The 20979-nt window shown below is 57.6% G+C and carries 24 protein-coding genes; 16 read left to right on the forward strand and 8 right to left on the reverse strand.

The window, feature by feature from the left end; all coding sequences use genetic code 11:
• A complete protein-coding gene (locus ACR0FE_RS16300; protein ID WP_480813850.1) occupies positions 1–753 on the forward strand; it encodes an ABC transporter ATP-binding protein in 753 nt (250 codons plus the stop codon).
• Positions 750–1952, forward strand: coding sequence for an ABC transporter permease family protein (locus tag ACR0FE_RS16305; protein ID WP_480913927.1), 1203 nt, complete (start codon positions 750–752; stop codon positions 1950–1952). The genes ACR0FE_RS16300 and ACR0FE_RS16305 overlap by 4 nt, the downstream gene beginning before the upstream one ends.
• On the opposite strand, the gene ACR0FE_RS16310 is transcribed toward ACR0FE_RS16305, so the two are convergent.
• Positions 1953–2795 carry a hypothetical protein gene (locus ACR0FE_RS16310; RefSeq protein WP_480913929.1) on the reverse strand — a complete coding sequence of 281 codons (843 nt, stop codon included), beginning with the start codon at positions 2793–2795 and terminating at the stop codon, positions 1953–1955.
• Positions 2796–3020: 225 nt separating this feature from the next.
• Between ACR0FE_RS16310 and ACR0FE_RS16315 the strand changes: the two genes are divergently transcribed.
• A complete protein-coding gene (locus ACR0FE_RS16315) occupies positions 3021–3683 on the forward strand; it encodes a hypothetical protein (RefSeq protein WP_480491339.1) in 663 nt (220 codons plus the stop codon).
• A 196-nt stretch (positions 3684–3879) separates the two neighbouring features.
• On the opposite strand, the gene ACR0FE_RS16320 is transcribed toward ACR0FE_RS16315, so the two are convergent.
• Positions 3880–5601 (reverse strand): amidohydrolase, encoded by a 1722-nt coding sequence (locus ACR0FE_RS16320; protein WP_480913932.1) that lies wholly within the window; start codon positions 5599–5601, stop codon positions 3880–3882.
• A 277-nt stretch (positions 5602–5878) separates the two neighbouring features.
• Here ACR0FE_RS16320 and rpsJ point away from each other — a divergent pair, with 277 nt between their 5' ends.
• The 5 genes from rpsJ to ACR0FE_RS16345 all read left to right on the forward strand — a co-directional run bounded on the left by rpsJ (position 5879) and on the right by ACR0FE_RS16345 (position 9046).
• Entirely contained in the window at positions 5879–6193 is a 315-nt protein-coding gene (gene rpsJ / locus ACR0FE_RS16325) for a 30S ribosomal protein S10 (RefSeq protein ID WP_008756422.1), read from the forward strand.
• A gap of 15 nt (positions 6194–6208) precedes the next feature.
• Positions 6209–6934 carry a 50S ribosomal protein L3 gene (gene rplC, locus ACR0FE_RS16330; RefSeq protein ID WP_170682218.1) on the forward strand — a complete coding sequence of 242 codons (726 nt, stop codon included), beginning with the start codon at positions 6209–6211 and terminating at the stop codon, positions 6932–6934.
• Entirely contained in the window at positions 6931–7548 is a 618-nt protein-coding gene (rplD, locus tag ACR0FE_RS16335) for a 50S ribosomal protein L4 (RefSeq protein WP_155148664.1), read from the forward strand. Before rplC ends, rplD begins: the two co-directional genes overlap by 4 nt.
• Positions 7545–7841: a 50S ribosomal protein L23 gene (locus ACR0FE_RS16340; protein WP_170806952.1), complete on the forward strand. Its 297-nt coding sequence runs from the start codon at positions 7545–7547 to the stop codon at positions 7839–7841. Before rplD ends, ACR0FE_RS16340 begins: the two co-directional genes overlap by 4 nt.
• Positions 7842–8011: 170 nt before the next feature.
• On the forward strand, positions 8012–9046 hold the full coding sequence (locus tag ACR0FE_RS16345) for a fatty acid desaturase (protein WP_480913934.1): 1035 nt from the start codon (positions 8012–8014) through the stop codon (positions 9044–9046).
• Between the two features lie 252 nt (positions 9047–9298).
• Here ACR0FE_RS16345 and ACR0FE_RS16350 read toward each other — a convergent pair whose 3' ends face one another.
• Together ACR0FE_RS16350 and ACR0FE_RS16355 are read right to left on the reverse strand one after the other, a co-directional pair.
• Positions 9299–9682, reverse strand: coding sequence for a LysR substrate-binding domain-containing protein (locus ACR0FE_RS16350; protein WP_480913955.1), 384 nt, complete (start codon positions 9680–9682; stop codon positions 9299–9301).
• A gap of 9 nt (positions 9683–9691) precedes the next feature.
• Positions 9692–10216: a LysR family transcriptional regulator gene (locus tag ACR0FE_RS16355; protein WP_480913937.1), complete on the reverse strand. Its 525-nt coding sequence runs from the start codon at positions 10214–10216 to the stop codon at positions 9692–9694.
• A gap of 103 nt (positions 10217–10319) precedes the next feature.
• Between ACR0FE_RS16355 and ACR0FE_RS16360 the strand changes: the two genes are divergently transcribed.
• From ACR0FE_RS16360 to ACR0FE_RS16395, 8 genes are all read left to right on the forward strand, one after another.
• Positions 10320–10820, forward strand: a complete 501-nt coding sequence (locus ACR0FE_RS16360) for a DUF6647 family protein (protein WP_170615804.1) — start codon at positions 10320–10322, stop codon at positions 10818–10820.
• Positions 10821–11097: 277 nt separating this feature from the next.
• Positions 11098–11940: a 50S ribosomal protein L2 gene (gene rplB / locus ACR0FE_RS16365; RefSeq protein WP_008757664.1), complete on the forward strand. Its 843-nt coding sequence runs from the start codon at positions 11098–11100 to the stop codon at positions 11938–11940.
• Between the two features lie 3 nt (positions 11941–11943).
• On the forward strand, positions 11944–12222 hold the full coding sequence (rpsS, locus tag ACR0FE_RS16370) for a 30S ribosomal protein S19 (RefSeq protein ID WP_005980699.1): 279 nt from the start codon (positions 11944–11946) through the stop codon (positions 12220–12222).
• Between the two features lie 3 nt (positions 12223–12225).
• Positions 12226–12606 carry a 50S ribosomal protein L22 gene (gene rplV, locus ACR0FE_RS16375; protein WP_039538267.1) on the forward strand — a complete coding sequence of 127 codons (381 nt, stop codon included), beginning with the start codon at positions 12226–12228 and terminating at the stop codon, positions 12604–12606.
• Entirely contained in the window at positions 12606–13316 is a 711-nt protein-coding gene (gene rpsC, locus ACR0FE_RS16380; protein WP_008758042.1) for a 30S ribosomal protein S3, read from the forward strand. Before rplV ends, rpsC begins: the two co-directional genes overlap by 1 nt.
• 12 nt (positions 13317–13328) lie before the next feature.
• Positions 13329–13742 (forward strand): 50S ribosomal protein L16, encoded by a 414-nt coding sequence (gene rplP / locus ACR0FE_RS16385; protein WP_170615802.1) that lies wholly within the window; start codon positions 13329–13331, stop codon positions 13740–13742.
• A 159-nt stretch (positions 13743–13901) separates the two neighbouring features.
• Positions 13902–14450, forward strand: coding sequence for an amino acid synthesis family protein (locus ACR0FE_RS16390; protein WP_480913940.1), 549 nt, complete (start codon positions 13902–13904; stop codon positions 14448–14450).
• A gap of 51 nt (positions 14451–14501) precedes the next feature.
• A complete protein-coding gene (locus tag ACR0FE_RS16395; RefSeq protein ID WP_480913942.1) occupies positions 14502–15122 on the forward strand; it encodes a 2OG-Fe(II) oxygenase family protein in 621 nt (206 codons plus the stop codon).
• A 122-nt stretch (positions 15123–15244) separates the two neighbouring features.
• Here ACR0FE_RS16395 and ACR0FE_RS16400 read toward each other — a convergent pair whose 3' ends face one another.
• The 4 genes from ACR0FE_RS16400 to ACR0FE_RS16415 form a co-directional block, all read right to left on the reverse strand.
• Entirely contained in the window at positions 15245–16930 is a 1686-nt protein-coding gene (locus ACR0FE_RS16400; protein WP_480913944.1) for a caspase family protein, read from the reverse strand.
• A gap of 400 nt (positions 16931–17330) precedes the next feature.
• A complete protein-coding gene (locus ACR0FE_RS16405) occupies positions 17331–18848 on the reverse strand; it encodes an ABC transporter permease subunit (protein WP_170615793.1) in 1518 nt (505 codons plus the stop codon).
• A 10-nt stretch (positions 18849–18858) separates the two neighbouring features.
• On the reverse strand, positions 18859–19908 hold the full coding sequence (locus ACR0FE_RS16410) for a quaternary amine ABC transporter ATP-binding protein (RefSeq protein ID WP_170806960.1): 1050 nt from the start codon (positions 19906–19908) through the stop codon (positions 18859–18861).
• Between the two features lie 65 nt (positions 19909–19973).
• On the reverse strand, positions 19974–20945 hold the full coding sequence (locus tag ACR0FE_RS16415) for an ABC transporter substrate-binding protein (protein WP_170615789.1): 972 nt from the start codon (positions 20943–20945) through the stop codon (positions 19974–19976).
• Positions 20946–20979 lie beyond the last annotated feature (34 nt).

A 20979-nucleotide genomic window follows, 5' to 3' on the forward strand; every position in this document is an offset into this window, starting at 1 on the left:
GTGTCGGCTCAACTGCTTCTTGAAGGTGTCTCGGTCAGCCTGAGCGATCAGGAACGTCGGTTTACGCTGGATGTTCCGGGCCTAAGCCTGACTTCAGGAGAAGCGATAGGCCTGACCGGCCCCAGTGGCACGGGCAAGACCCTGTTGCTTGAGACACTCGGGTTGCTGCGGCGTCCATCAACGGCGAAGAAATTTCTGATCGGGGTTGGTGAGGACGGTCTGGATTTTGGTGGCATCTGGAACAATCCCAGCATGTCGCCTGCGGAAATTCGCGGGACGATGTTTGGGTTCGTTCCACAAAGCGGCGGCCTTTTGCCTTTTCTGACCGTGGCCGACAATGTTGCGCTGTCGCAAAAGATTGTCGGTATGGATGATCCGGGATGGTGCAGCGAGTTGCTGCAGCGATTGGGGATCTCGGAAATTTCCGCGCTCTATCCCGGCGCGTTGTCCATCGGTCAGCGTCAGCGTGTTGCCATCTGCCGTGCGCTGGCGCATCGCCCTGCCTTTGTGATCGCGGACGAACCCACCGCAGCGCTGGACCCCGGGGCGGCCTCGACCGCGATGGGGTTGCTGATCGATATGGCCATTTCGGGCGGGGCCGGTGTAATCATCTCGTCCCATGATCTGGACCTTCTGGACCAGTTTTCGCTCCGCCGGATCGCCCTTGGACTGGTGGATCCGGCGAGCCAGTCCAACGTCGTCAGCCAACTACACGGCCAGACCGGAGTGGCGACAGCGGGGGACGCGGCATGAGATTGATGATCGAGCTGGCCCTGCGCGACCTGTTGCGCCAACGCGTACATTTGATCTGCAATGTCGCAATTCTTGCCGGGGTCCTGGTGCCGCTCATGGTGGTCTTCGGCGTCAAGAACGGGGTTTATGACGCGCTGATCGGGCGGCTGTTGAACGACCCGGCGACCTTGCGGATCGAAACCACCGGAAACAGCGCGTTTGTTGAAAGCGACGTAGCCGAGGTGGCGGGCTGGGAACAGACGGCCTTTGCCACGGCAAAAACCCGGTCGATCTTTGATTTCGTCAATGTCCGAAAGGAAGGGGCCGTCGCCAAGCGAGACGCTGTTCTGGTTCCGTCGGGCACAGGCGACCCGACCTTGCCAAAGGACCTTGAACTGGGCGCAGACCAGGTAGTCCTCAGCGCCAGTCTGGCACGTCAGCTCGAGTTCTCCGTTGGCGACACCGTGCAAATTTTCACGCAGGCTACAGAACGAAAACGGCAACTGATGCTGCCGCTGGAACTTGTTGTGATCCTTCCGGATTCCGCGCTGTCCGGCCGGTCCGTTCTGGCCAATATCGAGGTGCTGGATCTGGTCGAAGCCTTTTATGACGAATACGCCCTGCCCGAACATGGAATAACCGAAGGGCGCGACATCGCTGCACGCAAGCCCGAATTCGAAGGAATGCGCGTCTTTGCCCGCGACATCACCGAACTGGCGGCCTTGCAATCAAGGCTGGAACAGCGGTTTGGCGTGCAGACCGAAGCCCGCACGGCCGAGGTCAGCGGCGTCCTCAGCCTGGGACGCAATCTGAATCTGGCACTGCTGCTGACAGCCGGGGTTGCCAGTCTGGGTCTGGCCGCCGCGCTGGTCTTCGGGTTCTGGGGTGAGGTCGCGCGCAAGCGTCAGACCCTCGCCTCGTTGGCCTTGTTGGGGATCGGCCCGCGCAGGCTGTGGATGTTTCCCGTCGTTCAGGCATTTGTCAGCGGATTGATCGGCTTGCTGGTCAGTTTCGCACTGTTCTGGATCGCGGGCAATCTGGCCGAGCGCTTGTTTGACAGCGGCCTGACCGAAGAAAACGGCCTTGTCGTTCTGGGGTTACTTCAAAGCCTGGTCATCATCGTTCTGACACTGGTGTTTGTGATGGCCGCCGCCTTTTTTGCGGCTCGCAGTGCTGCGCGTGTGGACCCCGCTGAAGTGCTGCGCGAAGGGGCGACCTGATCAACTGCCGCTTTTGTGTGTAGGCAGGTTGTCGAAAATCTCTTCGTCGCTGTCGATCGGGATACGGTTGGCGCCGGGGTAATAGCTGGCAGAGATATAAGGCCGCTTGCGCCCGCCACCGGGTTTGTCAGCTGTTTCGACAAGCGAATACAGCACGACCTGCTGCCCGCTGAAGTCCTGAAACGTGCCGACCGGGGCCTCACCCTGATTGGGCACGGATTCCCAATGCCGCAGCAAATCCAGTGCCTTCACGGACTCGCGCCCACCGATCAGCGTTGTGCCGATGAAATCGCCGTCCGTTGACGGGTTGGTGGTTCCCTTGAAGCGCGCGCCCGGCACCAGTGCGCCCAGCGCCGCGTTGGCGTTGACCTGCCAGATATTATGGTCCGTCCCGATCAGAACGCCGCCGCCCCGCTCGGCCAGCGCCGACAGCTGATTGATCAGAATGGCCCCGCTTGATCCGTTCCGGCCCGGAAACTTCGTGGTCGGGTTATGATTGATGTTCCGGATCGCGAAAGATCCGTCCAGCATCAGCGTTCGGCGCCCTGCCCCGTAAAACTGCTGCAGGGCCTGCACGTCTTCAGCATTCATCCGCTTGCGTTGATTGGCTGTGTCCAGGATCAGAATATCGTATAGCCCGCCCCGCAAAGCCGCCGCCAGGCCACCACCCTGCAGGTTCCGTTCGTATGTGACATTGAAAACCTTGCCTTCGCGATACTGATCGAGGAACTGGGCCATTTGCTGACGGTGCCGCGATACAACCTCGGGGCTGTAATCGGGCATCGCGTTGAACCACAATACGCTGCGGGTTGTGTTGTGCCCCTGATGCTGGGCGTGGGCCATAGTGCCGACAAAAAGAAACAAGACAAACCAAATTCGAAATAGACGGCTCAAAACAGTCACGACCGAACTCCACCAATACAGGTTTCAGTTTATCCGACTTCCCCGCCCCGCAAAATAACGAAAACTGTCATTCTGCTCAGGCAGGGGGCGGATTGACCAACGGCCTAATATCCGCAACTCTGCCAGTGGAGTTTTTGAGATAATTATTAGGTATCGCTAAGGAATATGCCGGTCAGATCAACCCTGCCAGTCATGATTGCCAGTGTCGGCATCGTCGGCCTCGCCGGTGTTTCTGCGGCACTGATCCTGCAGGCATGTGCGTTGCAGATCCCGATACTGCGGGACCTGACAGGCTGTAAGCCGCAAACGCAACTGGTCGCGCAGGAGCAACTGAGTGTGTCGAAAGCAGCCGGTCTGGAGCTGGAACGCCGTATCTTTCAGTTGGAGAGAGAACTGGCCGCGCTGCAATGCGTCAAGGCCCCACCCGATGCCACCGGACCGCTGCACGATGAGGGGTGGAACGAGGCGGATCTGGGAATGCTCTACGGCTGCTGGTCGCTGGACACCACCTATCGCACCCGTGACGTCGATTCCGGTGAAATTCGCACCTATCGGGACTGGCAGATGTGTTTCGACACCAATGGCAACGGCAAGCAGGTCATGCGGTCGAACGATGGGATCACATGCGAAGGCCCGGTTCAGGCGCAATTCGCGCAAGGTCAGCTGAACCTGATCGAGCCTGGAAATCTTGCCTGCCAGGACAACGGCTACATCCATCAGCGCCAGATCAGTTGCGCCCTGGCGGAAAACGGCAAGGCGAGTTGCGAGACCTTGCAGCCCGAAACCGGAGGCGAGGCCACGGTCGGGTTCGAACGTGCGCCGGCTTGAAGTTTGAGGATAGTTTTCGTGCGTCGCCAAGCGCGATGATGGTCACGCTGTCGGCACCCGCGTTTGGCAGAATTTCTCCGAAGACCAAAGACAGTCCGGGCTTGAACTCGGCACATCGTCAAGCTGAAGCATCCGCCCCAAATGGGGCGGCCCGCTACGTGTCGTCGAAATTCAGGCAGTTCAGGAAGTCTCCGGTTCAATCCGATTTCTGGTGCGTCAGTGCGCCACCCATGATCGTGTAGACAACTTCGACATTCGAGATGGCTGATGGTTCGACTTCGAACAGGTTTTCCCCAAGCACTACAATATCGGCCTTCTTTCCGACTTCGAGGCTTCCGATCTCGCCGTCCATTGCCATACCTTTTGCGGCGTTGATCGTATGTGCTTCCAATGCCAGTTGCAGTGGTATTTTGGCCTCTTCTCCGCCCAGCGGCGGAACATCCGCGCGACCGCGCAATTGGCGTGTTACCCCTGCCTCAATGGCTGCAAGCGGACGATACTCGGATACGTACCCGGACACAGGCCAGTCCGAACCGAATGAGAATATGCCACCCTCGTCCGCGACCCTGTTCACCGGAAACATCGCCTGCACGCGCTCTTCACCCAGTCTGGACGTTGAAATGGACTGCATGAGCGGGTCAAAGGTCATCCACGCGCCGGTCGTGTCATATATGACGCCCAGCTCTCCGAACCGGGCGTAATCCTCGGGATGAACCAGGGTGCCATGCGTTATCTTGTGTGCACGTTCACGGTCAGGGTTCACTTCGATTGCGGCTTCAATGGCGTCCAGAAGAGTTCGTACCGCCAGATCTCCAAAGCAGTGACACGTGACGTTGAAGCCTGCGGCGTCGGCGCGGATCACCGCGTCTTTGACCAATCTGATCGGAATAATCGGGTCGACCTCAAGTTCGGGTTTGTCGGCATATGGATCCACATAGAGCGCATTCCATTTGTCGTCCCCACCATCAATATTGATCTTCAGATAGCGAGCCTTGACCAACTCGGAGTCGAACTTGTCGCTGAGCTCCTGTGTGCCGGGAAGGGGGTCAATCGTCCCGTCGTTCCAGTAGAATGAGCCGATGAAGCGTATTGGCAGATCTCCGTTTTTCTCGAAATCGGCCATCATCTGAAAGCCTTCTTCCTGGCTCATCCCCTGAATGCCGTGGTCATGAACTGCGGTGATCCCGGCAGCAGCGAAGCGCTGTAGCCAGTTCGAAACACCGTCCGCCAAGAACTCGGGGTTGATGTCTATCAGCGATGTCAGAACCTGCATCTGGGCTGGCACCTCGACGATCCACCCGGTTGGGTTGCCGTCGGTGTCACGTTCAAAAAACGAAAAACCCGGCGCTGTGTCAGGCGTGTCCTTGTCGACACCGGCCATTTCCAACGCCTTGGAATTCACCCAAGCCGCGTGGCCGTCGATTGCCCACAAAAACACAGGTCGGTCAGGTTCAATTTCATCGAGCATGGCGGCCGTCGGATTTCCGTCTGTCCATGGGTTGAAACGGACCCCGTAGCCCAGAATTATGTCGTTGTCGTTGGTTTCGGCTTCCTGGCGAATACGGGAAAACAGCTCGTCCTTGTCATCTGTCTGCAGATCCACGCCAAGCATGATCAACCCGCCTGCGGCCGCATGTATATGCCCATCAACGAAACCCGGAAGGGCCATTCTACCCTTGAGGTCGATGACTTCGGTACCGATGCCGATGACGTCCTTCAATCCAGCCGCATCGCCCACATAGACGATTTCATCGCCTTCTATTCCCACGGCGGTTGCAACGCTTCTGCTTGCATCCATCGTATGGATCTCTCCGTTGATCAGAGCGTAATCGGCAGTTGGGTTACTTCGATTGGACTGTGCGAATGCGGGGGATGTACTGGCAAAAATGGCGATAGCCGAAACAAGTAGTTTAGTCATTGCAACCTCTCCAAACGAACAATTCGAAAATGATCATAGTGTACCAATCCCAAAAAACGACCTTTTCGGCTGACTGCTGTCATGCAACGGAGTGGGTAAGGCCATAGCCAAGCCGATATCAATTCCCCCTTGCCAAACTCCTCACACCCCTGTAGATCGCGCGAGTTCTCGACAAGAACATCAAGGCGGGGTGATTCCCGCCTTTTGGGTTCGATGAGGGTTGGCGATGCGCGTCTGTCCTCCTCTCAACCTCAACGCCTGATAAAAGGCTGTTAATATGCAAAGCCAAAACATCCGTATTCGGCTGAAGGCATTTGACTATCGCGTTCTGGATGCCAGCACGCAAGAGATCGTCAACACTGCCAAGCGGACCGGCGCGAACGTGCGCGGCCCGATCCCGCTGCCGAACAAGATCGAGAAGTTCACGGTTCTCCGTGGCCCTCACGTTGACAAGAAATCCCGCGACCAGTTCGAGATCCGCACGCACAAGCGTCTGCTCGACATCGTTGATCCGACCCCCCAGACCGTGGACGCGCTGATGAAGCTCGACCTGGCTGCTGGTGTGGACGTCGAGATCAAGCTGCAGTCGTAATCGGAGGGTATGAGAATGCGCTCTGGTATTATCGCAAAAAAAGTTGGCATGACCCGCCTGTTCATGGAAGACGGCAAGCAGATCCCTGTGACCGTTCTTCACCTGGACAACCTGCAGGTCGTTGCACAGCGTACCGCTGACAAAGACGGCTACACCGCCGTTCAGCTGGGCGCAGGTGCTGCCAAGGCAAAACGCACCTCGAAAGCCATGCGCGGTCACTATGCCGCTGCCAAGGTCGAGCCCAAGCGCAAGCTGGCCGAGTTCCGCGTCTCTGAAGATGGCCTGATCGAAGTGGGCGCCGAAATTTCGGCAGAACACTTCCTGGCAGGTCAGAAGGTTGACGTTTCGGGTACCTCGATCGGTAAAGGCTTTGCCGGTGCGATGAAGCGCCACAACTTCGGTGGTCTGCGCGCCTCGCACGGTGTTTCGATCAGCCACCGTTCGCACGGTTCGACCGGTCAGTGTCAGGACCCGGGCAAGGTGTTCAAAGGCAAGAAGATGGCCGGTCACATGGGTGCTGCCCGTGTAACCACCCAGAACCTGGAAGTCGTCAAAACCGACGCCGACCGTGGTCTGGTCTTCATCAAAGGCGCCGTTCCCGGACCGAAATCGGGCTGGGTCACCGTCAAGGACGCCGTCAAGAAGAAAGCACCGGAAGGCCTGCCTTTCCCGGCTGCTGTGAAATCGGCTGCAACCGAAGCACCTGCGGAAGAAGCTCCCGCGGAAGGTGGTGAAGCATGAAACTTGATGTAATCAAACTGGACGGCGGCAAAGCCGGCGACATCGAGCTGAACGCCGATCTGTTCGGTCTCGAGCCGCGCGCGGACATCCTGCACCGTGTGGTCCGTTGGCAGCGCAACAACGCGCAGGCCGGCACCCACAAGGTGAAGACCCGCTCGGAAACCAGCTACTCGACCAAGAAGATCTATCGCCAGAAGGGCACCGGTGGCGCACGCCATGGTGACCGTAACGCGCCGATCTTCCGCAAGGGTGGTATCTACAAGGGCCCGACCCCTCGTTCGCACGGCCACGACCTGCCGAAGAAGTTCCGCAAGCTTGGCCTGCGCCACGCTCTGTCGGCCAAAGCCAAGGCAGGTGAACTGGTTGTGATCGAGAACGCCGAAGCCGAAGGCAAGACCGCCGCTCTGGCCAAACAGGTTGCAAACCTGGGCTGGAAACGCGCTCTGGTCATCGACGGCGCGACCGTGAACGAAGGTTTCCTGAAGGCGTCGCGCAACATCGAAGGTCTGGATATCCTGCCGTCGATGGGTGCAAACGTTTATGACATCCTCAAGCGTGACACCCTGGTGCTCACCAAAGCGGCTGTCGAAGCACTGGAGGCTCGTCTGAAATGAGCGCGAAGGCAGAACACTACGACGTGATCCGCAAGCCGATCATTACCGAAAAGTCGACCATGGCGTCCGAAAACGGCGCGGTTGTCTTTGAAGTGGCGATCGACAGCAACAAGCCGCAGATCAAAGAGGCCGTCGAGGCGCTGTTTGGTGTGAAGGTCAAGGCGGTGAACACCACCGTGACCAAAGGCAAGGTCAAGCGGTTCCGCGGCCAGTTGGGCCGTCGGAAAGACGTCAAAAAAGCATATGTGACCCTGGAAGAGGGCAACACCATCGACATCTCAACCGGTCTCTGATCGGAACTGTCTTTGGAAAAACCAATAAGACCCCCGCGAAAGCGGGGGTTTTTCTTTAGGTGGCGACACCAAAAATTGAGCGCCAAACCCAGCGTCTCGACAAGAAATGGATTGCTATGCCGGTAGGGTCGTCTATCTGGGATGCAACAAACAAAAGATACGGCAGGCGCATGACCCAATCCTCTTTCTCGACCCGGGACAACCCGGATATGACCGTTGCGCGGGATTGGGTGTCGACGCTGGCAAAATATCGGGAACCGAGCCAGCCGCGCAGTTGGTTCGAGCTTGGAGCCACCATAATCCCTTTCTTCGCGCTTTGGGCGTTGGCGTGGGCGTCTTTGTCGGTCAGCTATTGGCTGGCCTTTGCAATCTCGGTTATGAATGCGGCGTTCCTGCTACGCCTGTTTGCCATACAGCATGATTGTGGGCACGGGGCGTTTTTCACGAACCGGACGGTCAGTGACTGGGTTGGGCGGGGGATCGGTGTGCTGACCCTGACGCCCTATGACGTCTGGCGTCGTACGCATTCCACGCATCACAACTCTTCCGGAAATTTGGACAAGCGCGGGATGGGCGACGTCCATACTCTGACCGTGGCCGAGTATCAGGCGCTGACCCCGATAAACCGATTTTGGTACCGCGTGTATCGTCATCCGGTCACTTTGTTCGGCTTTGGCCCCGGCTACCTGTTCCTGTTCCAGAACCGCCTGCCGCTAGGCCTGACAGGAATTCCGAAATTCTGGGTCAGCGCGATGGTGACAAACCTTGCCATTCTGACCGTGCTGGGAGCGATGTATTTTTTTGGTGGCCTGATGCCGATGGTGCTGATCTTTCTGCCGTCAACGCTGGTTGCCGCTGCGGCCGGCGTTTGGCTTTTTTACGTTCAGCACCAGTTTGAAGAGACGCAATGGGATCCCGACAAGGACTGGCAATTGCACGAGGCCGCCCTGCACGGAAGTTCGCATTACATCCTGCCATCCATATTGCAGTGGTTCACGGCCAATATTGGCATCCACCACGTCCACCACCTGTACAGCCGCATCCCGTTCTACCGCCTGACCGAAGTGCTGCGCGACCATGATGAACTGGCAAATAGCAACCGGATGACCATCCGTGAGAGCCTCGCCAACGCGCGTTTGCATTTGTGGGATGAAAAGAGCCGTCGCCTGTTGTCCTTTGCGGAGGCGCGGGCGCTGTATGGGTGAGCGGTAGTTACCGCGGGCAGTTGGGCAAGCGGAAAGACTTAAGATAGCCTGTGTGACCCTGGAAATAGGTAACACCATCGTCGTGCCCTCCGGTCTCTGATCGAACCGGTTTTTGGAGAGAGATGAGAGCCCCCGCCAAAGCGGGGGTATTGTTTTCTGGTTTACGGGAAGTTTGCAGAGCTGCAGTCATTTTGTGAATTTGCACAATGGGGCAAAACGCTGAATAAATGAAAAAGTCTTGAGCTCGGATTCTTACTCAGCAGCTTCGATCGGTTGTGATCTTGCGACGTTTTCCCTGGCCTCAGAGAGCAGCCATTCGCGGAAACTGTTGACGAGTGGGTCGTCGCGCTTTTCCTGTTGCGTTGCGATTGCATAGATGGTGAATGGAATCGTTGTGGCCTCGAACAATCGTACGAGGCGACCATCGTTGACCGAACTGCCTATGACGGCTTCATAGGCAAGCGATACACCCAGACCAGCCTCTGCCGCAGTGGAAGCATATTCGCAGTTTGGATAAATCGGGTCACCATGCGGAAGCTCGGCAACAACGCCTGCGGCACGGAACCATTCAGCCCACTGGTCGTCAACTTCGTCACGAAACAGCGTCAAGCGCAACAGGTCCCTTGGATGAGAGATGTTTTCGCGTTACAACAGCGATGGTGAAGCGACCGGGTAGCGCGCCGAGTTCAGGAATGGCACGACATCGACACCTACCTCGGGGTCATCGCGCCACTTGATTACGACATCGGCATCGTTGGTTGCAAAATCTGTGGAGGGCGCGCCCTCGGCAATGCGCAGCCTGACCGCTTTCGCGTGCTCAAATCGCCCCATCCGTGGCACAAGCCATCGGGCGGCAAATCCCGGAGTGGACAAGACCCGCAATGTTTGACCATGTGCGTCAGCCTTCGCCGCGCTGGTGCCGTCTTCGAGGTTGTCCAGCAATGGCGTCAGCCGGCCTGCGTAGTCTCGACCGGTGCCGGTCAAACTGATCCTGTTACCTTCCCGGCGAAAAAGAGCAGTTGCGAGATAATCCTCCAATGCGCGGATTTGGTGCGAAATTGCTGAAGGGCTTAAGCAAAGTTCGTCCGCAGCATCTTTGAAGCTCAGATGCCGGGCTGCGGCCTCAAATGCTTTCACGGCCGAAAACGGGGGTAATTGCCGTTTCTTCACGCGTGAATTTCCCTCATCAAGCAATGAAAAACGATCTTTTGCGGTCGATAATACCTGTCGGCTAGGCTCGGGGCAATTCCTCATCTGTCGGAAGGAGGGAACAATGCTGTTCCTCAGACGTGTCACGCTCGCCGTGGCCGCACAGTTTCTTTTTGCCTTTTCCTACGCGGTTGCGGCAGAGACCCCGACGGTTCCAGACGATTTGACGGAAGAGCTTCACCGCTGGATAGATACTGCCACGGACCTCCCAAGGACGCCTTCACCAGCAAGCATCTTTTTTGCTGATACCAAGGATTTGGCTGAACCGAGTGAGATGGCTTCGATGATTGGCGGCACGCCCCGCGGGATCTATGATCCTGAAACGAGGAGGATAACGCTGGTCCTTCCTTGGAGCGCAGAAGACCCGCAGGACATTTCTGTCCTGCTGCACGAACTTATTCATCATCGTCAGGAGGGTGAGCATTATTACTGTGAGGCCGCCAAGGAACAGGTCGCCTATGGTTTGCAGCAGGCCTGGCTGGCCGAGCGCGACCTTTCGCTGGACGTCAATTGGATCGCGGTTGTCCTAGCTTCAAGTTGTACGGCACGCGACATTCATCCATAACGAGAGATTGTTGGTCTCGCGAAACAACCGCGTCGTTTTTACTGTGCCCCCTGACTGCTGAGTTGGTTCCGAATTCGAGTGCCAGAAAATCAGCAGGGCCCTATAGACACCTACCCCCAACACTGCTACATGCACCCAATCTTACGGCCTCGGATTCGTTCCGGGGCCTCTGATATTTGTAACCGGGGACCTTCGGGGCCCTATACCCTTGGCACCTACGGGGGCCTATCACATAGCAGGGAAATCCCCTGCACTTGCTAAACGGAAGACAGAAAGCATGGCACTTAAGTCGTACAAGCCGACGACGCCGGGCCAGCGCGGGCTGGTGCTGATCGACCGTTCGGAGCTTTGGAAAGGACGTCCGGTCAAGTCTCTCACAGAGGGTTTGACCAAATCGGGCGGCCGGAACAACACCGGACGGATCACTTCACGCCGCCGCGGCGGTGGCGCAAAGCGTCTCTACCGGATCGTTGACTTCAAACGGAACAAATTTGATGTCGCGGCAACCGTCGAGCGGATCGAATATGACCCGAACCGGACCGCATTCATCGCACTGGTAAAATACGAAGACGGCGAGCAGGCATATATCCTGGCTCCGCAGCGTCTGGCTGTTGGTGACAAAGTCGTGGCATCCGCCAAGGCTGACATCAAGCCGGGCAACGCAATGCCGTTCTCGGGCATGCCCATTGGTACCATCGTCCACAACATCGAGATGAAGCCTGGCAAAGGCGGTCAGATCGCACGTGCGGCCGGTACATACGCTCAGTTCGTTGGTCGCGATGGCGGCTACGCTCAGATCCGTCTGAGCTCGGGCGAGCTGCGCATGGTCCGTCAGGAATGCATGGCCACCGTTGGTGCGGTGTCCAACCCCGACAACTCGAACCAGAACCTCGGTAAAGCCGGTCGTATGCGCCACAAGGGCGTTCGTCCGTCGGTTCGTGGTGTTGCAATGAACCCGATCGATCACCCGCACGGTGGTGGTGAAGGTCGTACCTCGGGTGGCCGTACGCCGGTTACTCCGTGGGGTAAGGACACCAAGGGTAAGCGTACCCGCAACAAGAACAAAGCGTCCCAGAAGCTGATCATCCGCTCGCGGCACGCCAAGAAGAAGGGACGTTAATCCATGTCTCGCTCTGTTTGGAAGGGTCCTTTCGTCGATGCTTACGTGCTGAAAAAAGCCGAAGCAGCGCGCGAGTCGGGCCGCAACGAAGTCATCAAGATCTGGTCGCGTCGTTCCACCATTCTGCCCCAGTTCGTGGGTCTGACCTTTGGTGTGTACAACGGCCAGAAGCATATCCCGGTAAACGTCTCGGAAGACATGATCGGTCAGAAGTTCGGTGAATACTCGCCGACTCGTACCTATTATGGCCACGCCGCAGACAAAAAAGCGAAGCGGAAGTAAGTCATGGGCAAGGAAAAGAACCCCCGCCGCGTGGCTGAAAACGAAGCAATGGCGAAAACGCGCATGCTTCGCACCAGCCCGCAGAAACTGAACCTGGTTGCGCAAATGATCCGCGGCAAGAAAGTTGAGAAGGCTCTGACCGACCTGACTTTCTCGAACAAGCGCGTCGCGCAGGACGTCAAGAAGTGCCTGCAGTCCGCAATCGCGAATGCCGAAAACAACCACAACCTGGACGTTGACGAGCTGATCGTCGCCGAAGCATGGGTTGGCAAGAACCTGGTCATGAAGCGCGGACGTCCGCGTGCCCGTGGCCGTTTCGGCAAGATCATGAAGCCGTTCTCGGAGATCACCATCAAGGTGCGTCAAGTTGAGGAGCAAGCCTAATGGGTCATAAAGTAAATCCGATCGGCATGCGCCTGCAGGTCAACCGCACCTGGGACAGCCGCTGGTACGCCGACACCAAGGACTACGGTGATCTTCTGCTGGAAGACCTCAAGATCCGTGAGTTCATCAACAAAGAGTGCAAGCAGGCCGGTGTTGCCCGTGTGATCATCGAACGTCCGCACAAGAAGTGCCGCGTCACGATCCACACTGCACGCCCCGGTGTCATCATCGGCAAGAAAGGTGCAGACATCGAAGTTCTGCGCAAAAAGCTTGCTCGTATGACCGACAGCGAACTGCACCTGAACATCGTCGAAGTGCGCAAGCCCGAGCTTGACGCGCAGCTGGTTGCCGAGTCCATCGCTCAGCAGCTGGAGCGCCGCGTCTCGTTCCGTCGCGCGATGAAGCGGTCGGTTCAGAACGCCATGCGCATGGGCGCCCTGGGTATCCGGGTGAACGTCGCTGGTCGTCTGGGCGGCGCCGAAATCGCACGAACCGAGTGGTACCGCGAAGGCCGCGTGCCTCTGCACACCCTGCGTGCCGACATCGATTACGCACATGCCGAAGCGATGACCCCCTACGGGATCATCGGGATCAAGGTCTGGATCTTCAAAGGTGAGATCATGGAGCACGATCCGCAGGCACGTGACCGTAAAGCACAGGAACTCCAGGACGGCCCTGCACCTCGTGGTGCTGGTGGCGGTCGTCGCTAAGGAGGGAAAGATATGCTTCAACCAAAGCGTACAAAATTCCGCAAGATGCACAAAGGCCGGATCAAGGGCGAAGCCAAGGGCGGCTCTGATCTGAACTTTGGCACCTACGGCCTGAAAGCCATCGAGCCTGAGCGTGTGACTGCACGTCAGATCGAAGCTGCGCGTCGTGCCATGACCCGTCACATGAAGCGTCAGGGTCGTGTCTGGATCCGCATTTTCCCCGACACTCCGGTCACTGCAAAGCCGATCGAAGTTCGTATGGGTAAAGGTAAAGGTTCCGTGGACCGTTGGGTTTGCAAGGTCAAGCCCGGTCGCGTGATGTTCGAGATCGACGGCGTCAATGACGACATCGCCCGCGAGGCCCTGCGCCTGGCCGCGATGAAGCTGCCGATCAAGACCCGCGTCGTGGTTCGCGAAGACTGGTAAGCGATTGGGGGCAACCCCGTTCGTGACTGAAAAGACCCCCGCCGGGACACCGGCGGGGGTTTTCTGTTTCAACGATGCACTGAATTCGCGGTCGCGTGATTGGATTCGACGAAATACGAAGGCACCCCTAGGCTGTCAATCAGGTAGTCGGAGGTTCCCATGGTTCAGTTGCGCAAGAAAGTGCTTATCAAAGAAGTGATCACCACTGATCAACTGGGCCAGCCATGCCCACCCATCGTTCGCGTGGCAGCTATGGCCGTCTTTCAAAACCCTCTGGCAGGCAAGTTTACAGAAGACTTATCGGACTTGTTCGAGATCGGCGGAGCGCTTGGTGCCGATCTGGCTGCCGAAGCAATTGGGCAGCTGGACGGAGATCCGGTTTCATACGGCAAGGCGGCCATCGTCGGTATGAACGGAGATCTTGAACAAGGCGGGGCTGTGATTCACCCCAAGCTTGGCGCCCCGATGCGCGCGGCGGCCGGCGGGGGCGAGGCTGTGATCCCATCAAATGCAAAACTGGGTGCGCCAGGTTGCGCAATCGATCTGCCGCTGGGACACAAGGACAACCCGTGGTCCTTCGATCATTTCGACACTATGACACTGAATGTACCCGATGCGCCGAAACCGGACGAGATTGTATTGTGCCTTGCCTATGCGGATGGTGGCCGCCCTATCCCGCGCTGTGGCAAAGGGCCCCTTAAGACGTAACCCTGGAAACATTAACTGGCCTTGCTGCAAGGGCTGGGTTATGCCCGGCCCATGCCACAGATTGATTCACTCTTCGTCACCCGCCTCTACCGCGCTGCCCTTTCTGAATTCGATCCGAAAATCGACCCGGAAGAGCTGGAAAATTCCTGCTTGGTCATCGCCGAGGATGATGAGGCCGGACAGGACTGGTGTGAGGAAAACGGCTATCCCGGTTATACCAGCTACGCCTCCCTGACCGATCTGCCATGGCGGTTCCCAATATTTGCCGATCTGGTCAAGGTTTTGGATCAGCACGTGGCCGCGTTTGCCAAGGATCTTGAGTTTGACCTGGGCGAAGGAGAACTGAAGCTTGAGGATCTGTGGATCAACATCCTGCCCGGAGGCGGGATGCACTCCAGCCACCTGCACCCTCACAGCGTGATCTCAGGAACAACGTACGTCGCGATGCCAGAAGGCGCCAGCGCGCTGAAACTGGAAGACCCTCGGTCCGGCCGCATGATGGCCGCCCCCACACGCCTCAAGGGTTGTCGGCGCGACTTGCAGCCGTTCATCTATGTAAAGCCGAAGGTGGGGGACGTGTTGCTGTGGGAAAGCTGGCTGCGCCATGAGGTTCCGATGAACATGGCCGAGGACGAACGGATCAGCGTCAGCTTCAATTACCGTTGGGATTAACAAACCTGGTCATAGCGGGCGCACCAAAGCCTTCCCGTCCGCGTATCAACTTCGGTTGCTTACGTCTTCCGACAGTGCAGGCCGTGAGGCCTGAAAATAAAGTCGGCCAGCCATGATGAGCGTTATCTTTTCGTAATCCTGACATCCACAAACCAGTTTTTGTCAAATCTGCCCTGCGTGCTGGTCAGCGACCTTCCCGCCGAAAAATCTGGCGGCAGGTTCTGACTTATCGAGAAACCTACAACAATCGAACTCTTGAACAAATAATTCGTGCGGCCGGACACGCGCAACTGACCGCTATCAGAAAGCGATGCGCTATAGCTCTTGGGCCGCGACGCGCCGCCCTTGGCGAATTCTTGAGCACTGATCAACTGAAACCCGTGGGCGGACTTGCGGAAGTGTAATCGCAAGACCAGCTTTGTACCTGATCCTGCGTCCTTGCCGTTAGGGTTCGCCCGCCGGCTGATATCGATGACATAATCCCCATATAGCGGGCTGGACGCCTCGGCACGGGAACTTGGCAACGCCACTGATACGCGGCTGTCAGGCTGCACATTGCTATAAAGTGGCGGTTCGGGTTTCGCGATGTTTTTCAGAACAGCATAGCTTTTCTCGGTCAGGTATCCGGTTCCCTCTGAACCGCTTTGCCCCTGAAAGCGACGCAAGGCCGTGCGAGACCGCGCACCGAATATCCCGTCAACTGGTCCGGCGGAATAGCCCAGAGCATTCAGACCGCGCTGAATACTTCGATAGTCGCTTCGGCTTAAGTTCAACGCAGTTTCGGTTTCCGGCGCCATGTCTTGTAGCGCATTCTCCCGAACCCCCTGGTCGGCTGTATTCTTCGACATCAAGGACAGGTCGCCTGCATTCCTTTGGTCATCCGAGGCCTTCGTTTTTGGCTGAGCCTGATTGCCAATCGCGCCAGCGACCTCGCCAGCGTACTGTCCGGCCCTCGTGTTCGGGTAGAGTTGCGCGATCATTTCCAATGCGCCGTTTTTCACACTGTCATCTTCCAGCTTCAGTGCTTCGCGCAGGACGCGTTGAGCCGCGTCTTCGCGCTCGTCAGCAGGGAGGGGCTCTGTGGTCGCAGAGCTTTGCTCTAATTCGGCTTTAGGAGCCTTGACTGCTGCGGGGACAAGGAAGATGTCGCGCCCGGGCAGTGAGCCATAGGTGAACGGCTCCTGATAGCCCTCGGTCAGGTCAAAAACTGTGTCCCGCACTTTGCGGAAGAGCTTTCCCAATTCCAGACCGGGCACTTCGATATGCTCCAGCAAAGCCTGCGCGTAAGGGCTGTTGCGGCCCACGCCATCCAATGCCAGCGTCCCACTGCGCGCGGAAAACCCGACAAGCACGCCGCCCGGGTCGATACGCCCCAATCCCCGGCCAATCGACCGGGTCGCCGTGGTTCGGACCATTTGCGACACGAACGGGTTGTTCCGGCAGGCGTCCACAAGAACCAGTTTCAAGCCTTTGGCCGTTGAAACTGAATTCAGCATTGTCTCCAACCGGATGGCCTCGAACTCTACATCCTTGTCACTTCTGAGTTCCGCGTTTGTGGGTATCAGATAGTTTGTATTGTCGATTTCGATTCCGTGGCCCGCAAAGTAGACCAGCACCATATCTGCGTCGTCTGTTTCCTCGGAAAAATCCCGAAGGGTAAGCCGCATGTCTCGGTAATCGAGGTTGTATTTTTGGGTGACAACAAACCCGATCCGCCCAAGCGCGGCGGCTACGTCCCTGGCGTCATTGGCCGAGTTGGGAATGTCCGAAACATGGTCATACTGTGCGTTGCCGATTACAAGCGCCACGCGCTTTGCCTCGGCTGATGTCGCAATACTCAGGCAAAGTACCAGACCCCAGAAAAAGCAAAGAACCATCCGCAAGCCGCGACGGAATTGATGAGTTTGGCATCTAAACATAAGTAACAGCAGATTTTTTAACCTGAGTATACTCTATCACACCCTGGTCTGCCCCGCGACGTCAAGCTGGCGCACGCGGTACTTAGAGGGATTTCACGGCTTTTGGTTTTGACGAATAACAGAAAACATCAACGACAAATCAATATTTTGCCGCTCATCGGTGACCGGTCCGTTTTCACTTGACCAAGCATCTTGCCGTGAATGCCTGAACCGATCACTGTTCCTACATGCCGAACCACCAGATCCGAAAACTGGAAGCAGCCAAACCGGTGCTACCGGAAAGCCGTGGTCATTTCTTGCCTGCCACAATGCGGTCCAGAATGAGAGCACAGAAGAGGATTGCCAGACCCGCCAGTATGCCTTGCCCAGCGGCAGCATATTGCAGAGCCTCCAGCACATCTTCGCCCAGGCCTTTCGCACCGATCAGTGATGCAACAACGACCATGGCAAGTGACATAAGTATGGTCTGGTTGACGCCAGCCATGATGGTCTTGTGCGCCAGCGGCAGATCTACTTTCCACAGCAGATAGCGCGGCGTTGCGCCAAATGCGAGGGCAGCCTCGCGCACGGTTTCCGGCACTTGCTGCAGACCCAGGACGGTAAAGCGGATCACCGGTGGGCTTCCAAAGATCATTGTCGCAACGACTCCGGCAGGTTTGCCAGACCCGATGAAGGCGACAACTGGGATCAGATACACGAAGGACGGCATCGATTGCATGAAGTCCAGGATTGGCCGCACGATGGCAAACGCGCGGGGGCGGCGTGCACAGTAAATGCCAAGCGGAATACCCAGCGTGATCGAGATCAACGCAGCGGCTCCCAGCAGGGCAATAGTTGTCATCGCCTTCTCCCAGAAATCCAGCAGGCCGAGATAAGCCAATGCCGCACCGGTGAAAATTGCCACGCGCGGGCCAGCGGAAAGGTAAGCCAGCATGATTATGACCAGTCCCACGACCGGCCAAGGGGTGTCGACCAGAACCACTTCGATCCAGTCCAGAAGGGTGCGCATTCCGTAGGTCAGCCCATCGAAGAAACCGCGTCCGGCTGTTTTGGTCCACTCGAATACGGCCTGTACGCCGTCACCCACGTTGAGCCGCCAATCCCGGTTTGTCGGAAAGGTCTTTAGAACAGACAGCGCATCAGGTTGCGCAAACTTGATGGCAGAGAGAACAACGACAACCAGGGTCAGCACGGACGCGACGATCATCCGGGGCACAGACCATCCATGAGCCACGCTGGAATCTGATCGCCAGCGCGCGAACTGACCTTCCAGCGTCCAGTTGGCCAACGACGCCGCGAGGAGTTTGACCGCTAGCAGCAGGAAAAGCCCGACCGCCAGATAGGTGATACCGGTGGAGTCTGCGCTCTGTGCGGCTTCCTGCGCTCCGGCCAGGGCGCCTTCCAGCGACTCTGCCGCGCGTTTTAGGGAATCCAGCGACGCAGCGCCGGATTGTTCCGCCGCCTCGATCTGCTGTCGACGCAGCGCCAGAGTCTGTTCAATCTGATCGGCCCGTTCGCGAAACTCCCGCCCCAGATCACCGAATAGACCCAAGCCGACCTGAATGTAAGCCAGTGTTTCAAGCACCAGAAAGCCCAGGAACCAGGACCAGAGGCCTCGCGCGCCGAACCAGATCGGGCCGAGAACGGCGGCAGCCTTGTTCAGGGTGAACCGATAACCCGGCGCCTGCATCATATAGGCAAAGGTCTTTTGGTAATACGCTTGGCTTTGCCCGACAAAATCAGCGATCAAACCTTCCAGACGGTCGGCAGTTTCGGGTTTGACCTGCTGTGCATCAACGTGTTTCATCGTTGTCCCCTTAGGCCTGACTGTTCTGAATGGCGCGGATAAGCCCTGCGCGGTTGATCACGCCCACGGTCTTGCCGTCTTGGGTGACTGCGACCACTCCGTGCCCTTCGACACAAAGGTTCATCAGGTCGGACAGATCCATGTCGGGATGGGCCTCTTTGGCGTCATTGGGAACTTCGCCGTGATGGGCCTCGAATTCGTCGACCGGTTTCATCACCGAGTGCGCAAAGATCATGTTGAGCTTGGAAATGCCGGCGACGAAATCGGCGACGTAATCGTCGGCGGGATTGAGGATGATTTCTTCCGGCGTGCCGATCTGAACGATGCGCCCATCCTTCATGATCGCGATGCGGTGGCCGATACGGATCGCCTCATCAAGGTCATGGGTGATAAACATCGTGGTTTTATTGAGCTTGTGGCTGAGTTCCATGAACTGGTCTTGCAATTGCTTCCTGATCAGCGGATCGAGGGCCGAGAATGGTTCGTCCATCAGCAGGATTTCGGGGTCTGCAGCGATCGCCCGGGCAAGGCCGACACGCTGCTGCATGCCACCGGACAACTCATGTGCGTATTTGTCTTCCCAGCCATTGAGCTCTACCAGTTCGAGAACGCGATCTGCCTCTTCCCAGCGACGCGCCTTGCCGGTGCCGCGAATTTCCAGAGGCATGGCCACGTTATCGCGCACCGTGCGGTGGGGCATCAGGCCAAAGTTCTGGAACACCATGGCGACGCGGCGGTTCCGCAAATCGCGAAGTCCGTCGTCGTTCAGGCCCATCACGTCATCGCCGTCCAGGTAGATATGGCCGTCGGTAGGTTCCAGTAGACGGTTCACGTGGCGCACAAGGGTCGATTTACCGGACCCGGACAGGCCCATGACGCAAAACAGCTCGCCGCGCTCGATCTCAAAGCTGGCATCAGCGACGCCGACAACGCAGTTGAACTGCTCCAGCACCTCGGCCTTGCTCAACCCTTCACTGTGAATGGCCTTCAGTGCGTCCCGCGCGCGTGCTCCGAACACTTTCCACACGCCGCGCGCATCGATTGCGATATCCGCTGTCATACTGGCCCCACCTTGGTCTAGCTTTCAGAATGTGCCCCCGACAACCTGGCCGGGGGCGCTGGGTATCAGTTGGTTTTCAGGCCCAGCCAGCCGTCGACGGTATCGCCGTTGGCGGCGATCCATTCGGCCACAACTTCATCCGTTTCGCGCCCTTTAACGACAACTTCGTAGGTTAGGCCGCTGAGTTGATCGGCATTCATGTTGATGTTGCTCAGAAAAGAAGCTGCGGCCGGATTGCGCTGCTCCAGAGATTTGGAGTGGGCAACCGTCACGGTTTTCACAGGCTCGCCTGTGCTGACATGCGATTTGTTGTACCAATCCGCGTCCTGATCCGGCTGAACCATCTTGTATGTGGCCGCGTCGTGTGCGGGCTCTTCAAGGATTGTCACATCATACAGCGCGTGCACATAATGCGGCGCATAGCAGTAAAAAGCGGCGCCTTTTTTCTGGTCGATTTGATCCTTGAGACGGGAATAGAACACCGTCTCATCTTCGGTTGTCGGAGTCAGGAACGTTTCGATACCATAGTCGCGCACACGCACCTTAAAGGTGTTGGTTGAGGCCCAGCCCGACGCGCCGACCCAAACTTCGCCCATGCCATCGCCGTCAGAGTCGAACAATTCCTGGGCCATAGGTGTGGCCAGATCATAGATCGATTTGATGCTGTGATCATCGACCATGTAGTTCGGAACACAAATCCCCGCCCGGCCCTCGTAGCTGCCTGAAGACAGCGCGACGGTGCCTTTCTGGTCGACGTATTCATCGGTGAAGGAAGACTGGTTCGGCAACCAGACATCGGGGTGTACATCAATGTCCCCTCGCCCGCCATCCATTGCGGCAAAAATCACGGCGTTGGCGCCCGGCGCATAGCCCACCTCTCCGCCCAAACGCGTTTCGATAACCTGCCCGATGACGCGGCTCATGATTTTGGCGCCGGGCCAGCTGGGTTCGCCCACCATGACCTTGTCTTGCGCCAACGCTGAAGTAGCACCCAAGGCGAAAGCCAGTGTTGCCGTGAGTGTTGTCAGTTTCTTCATATCAAATTCTCCCGTTGCGTTGTGTTGGATGCGC

It is taken from the genome of Ruegeria sp. K7 (assembly GCF_056531785.1).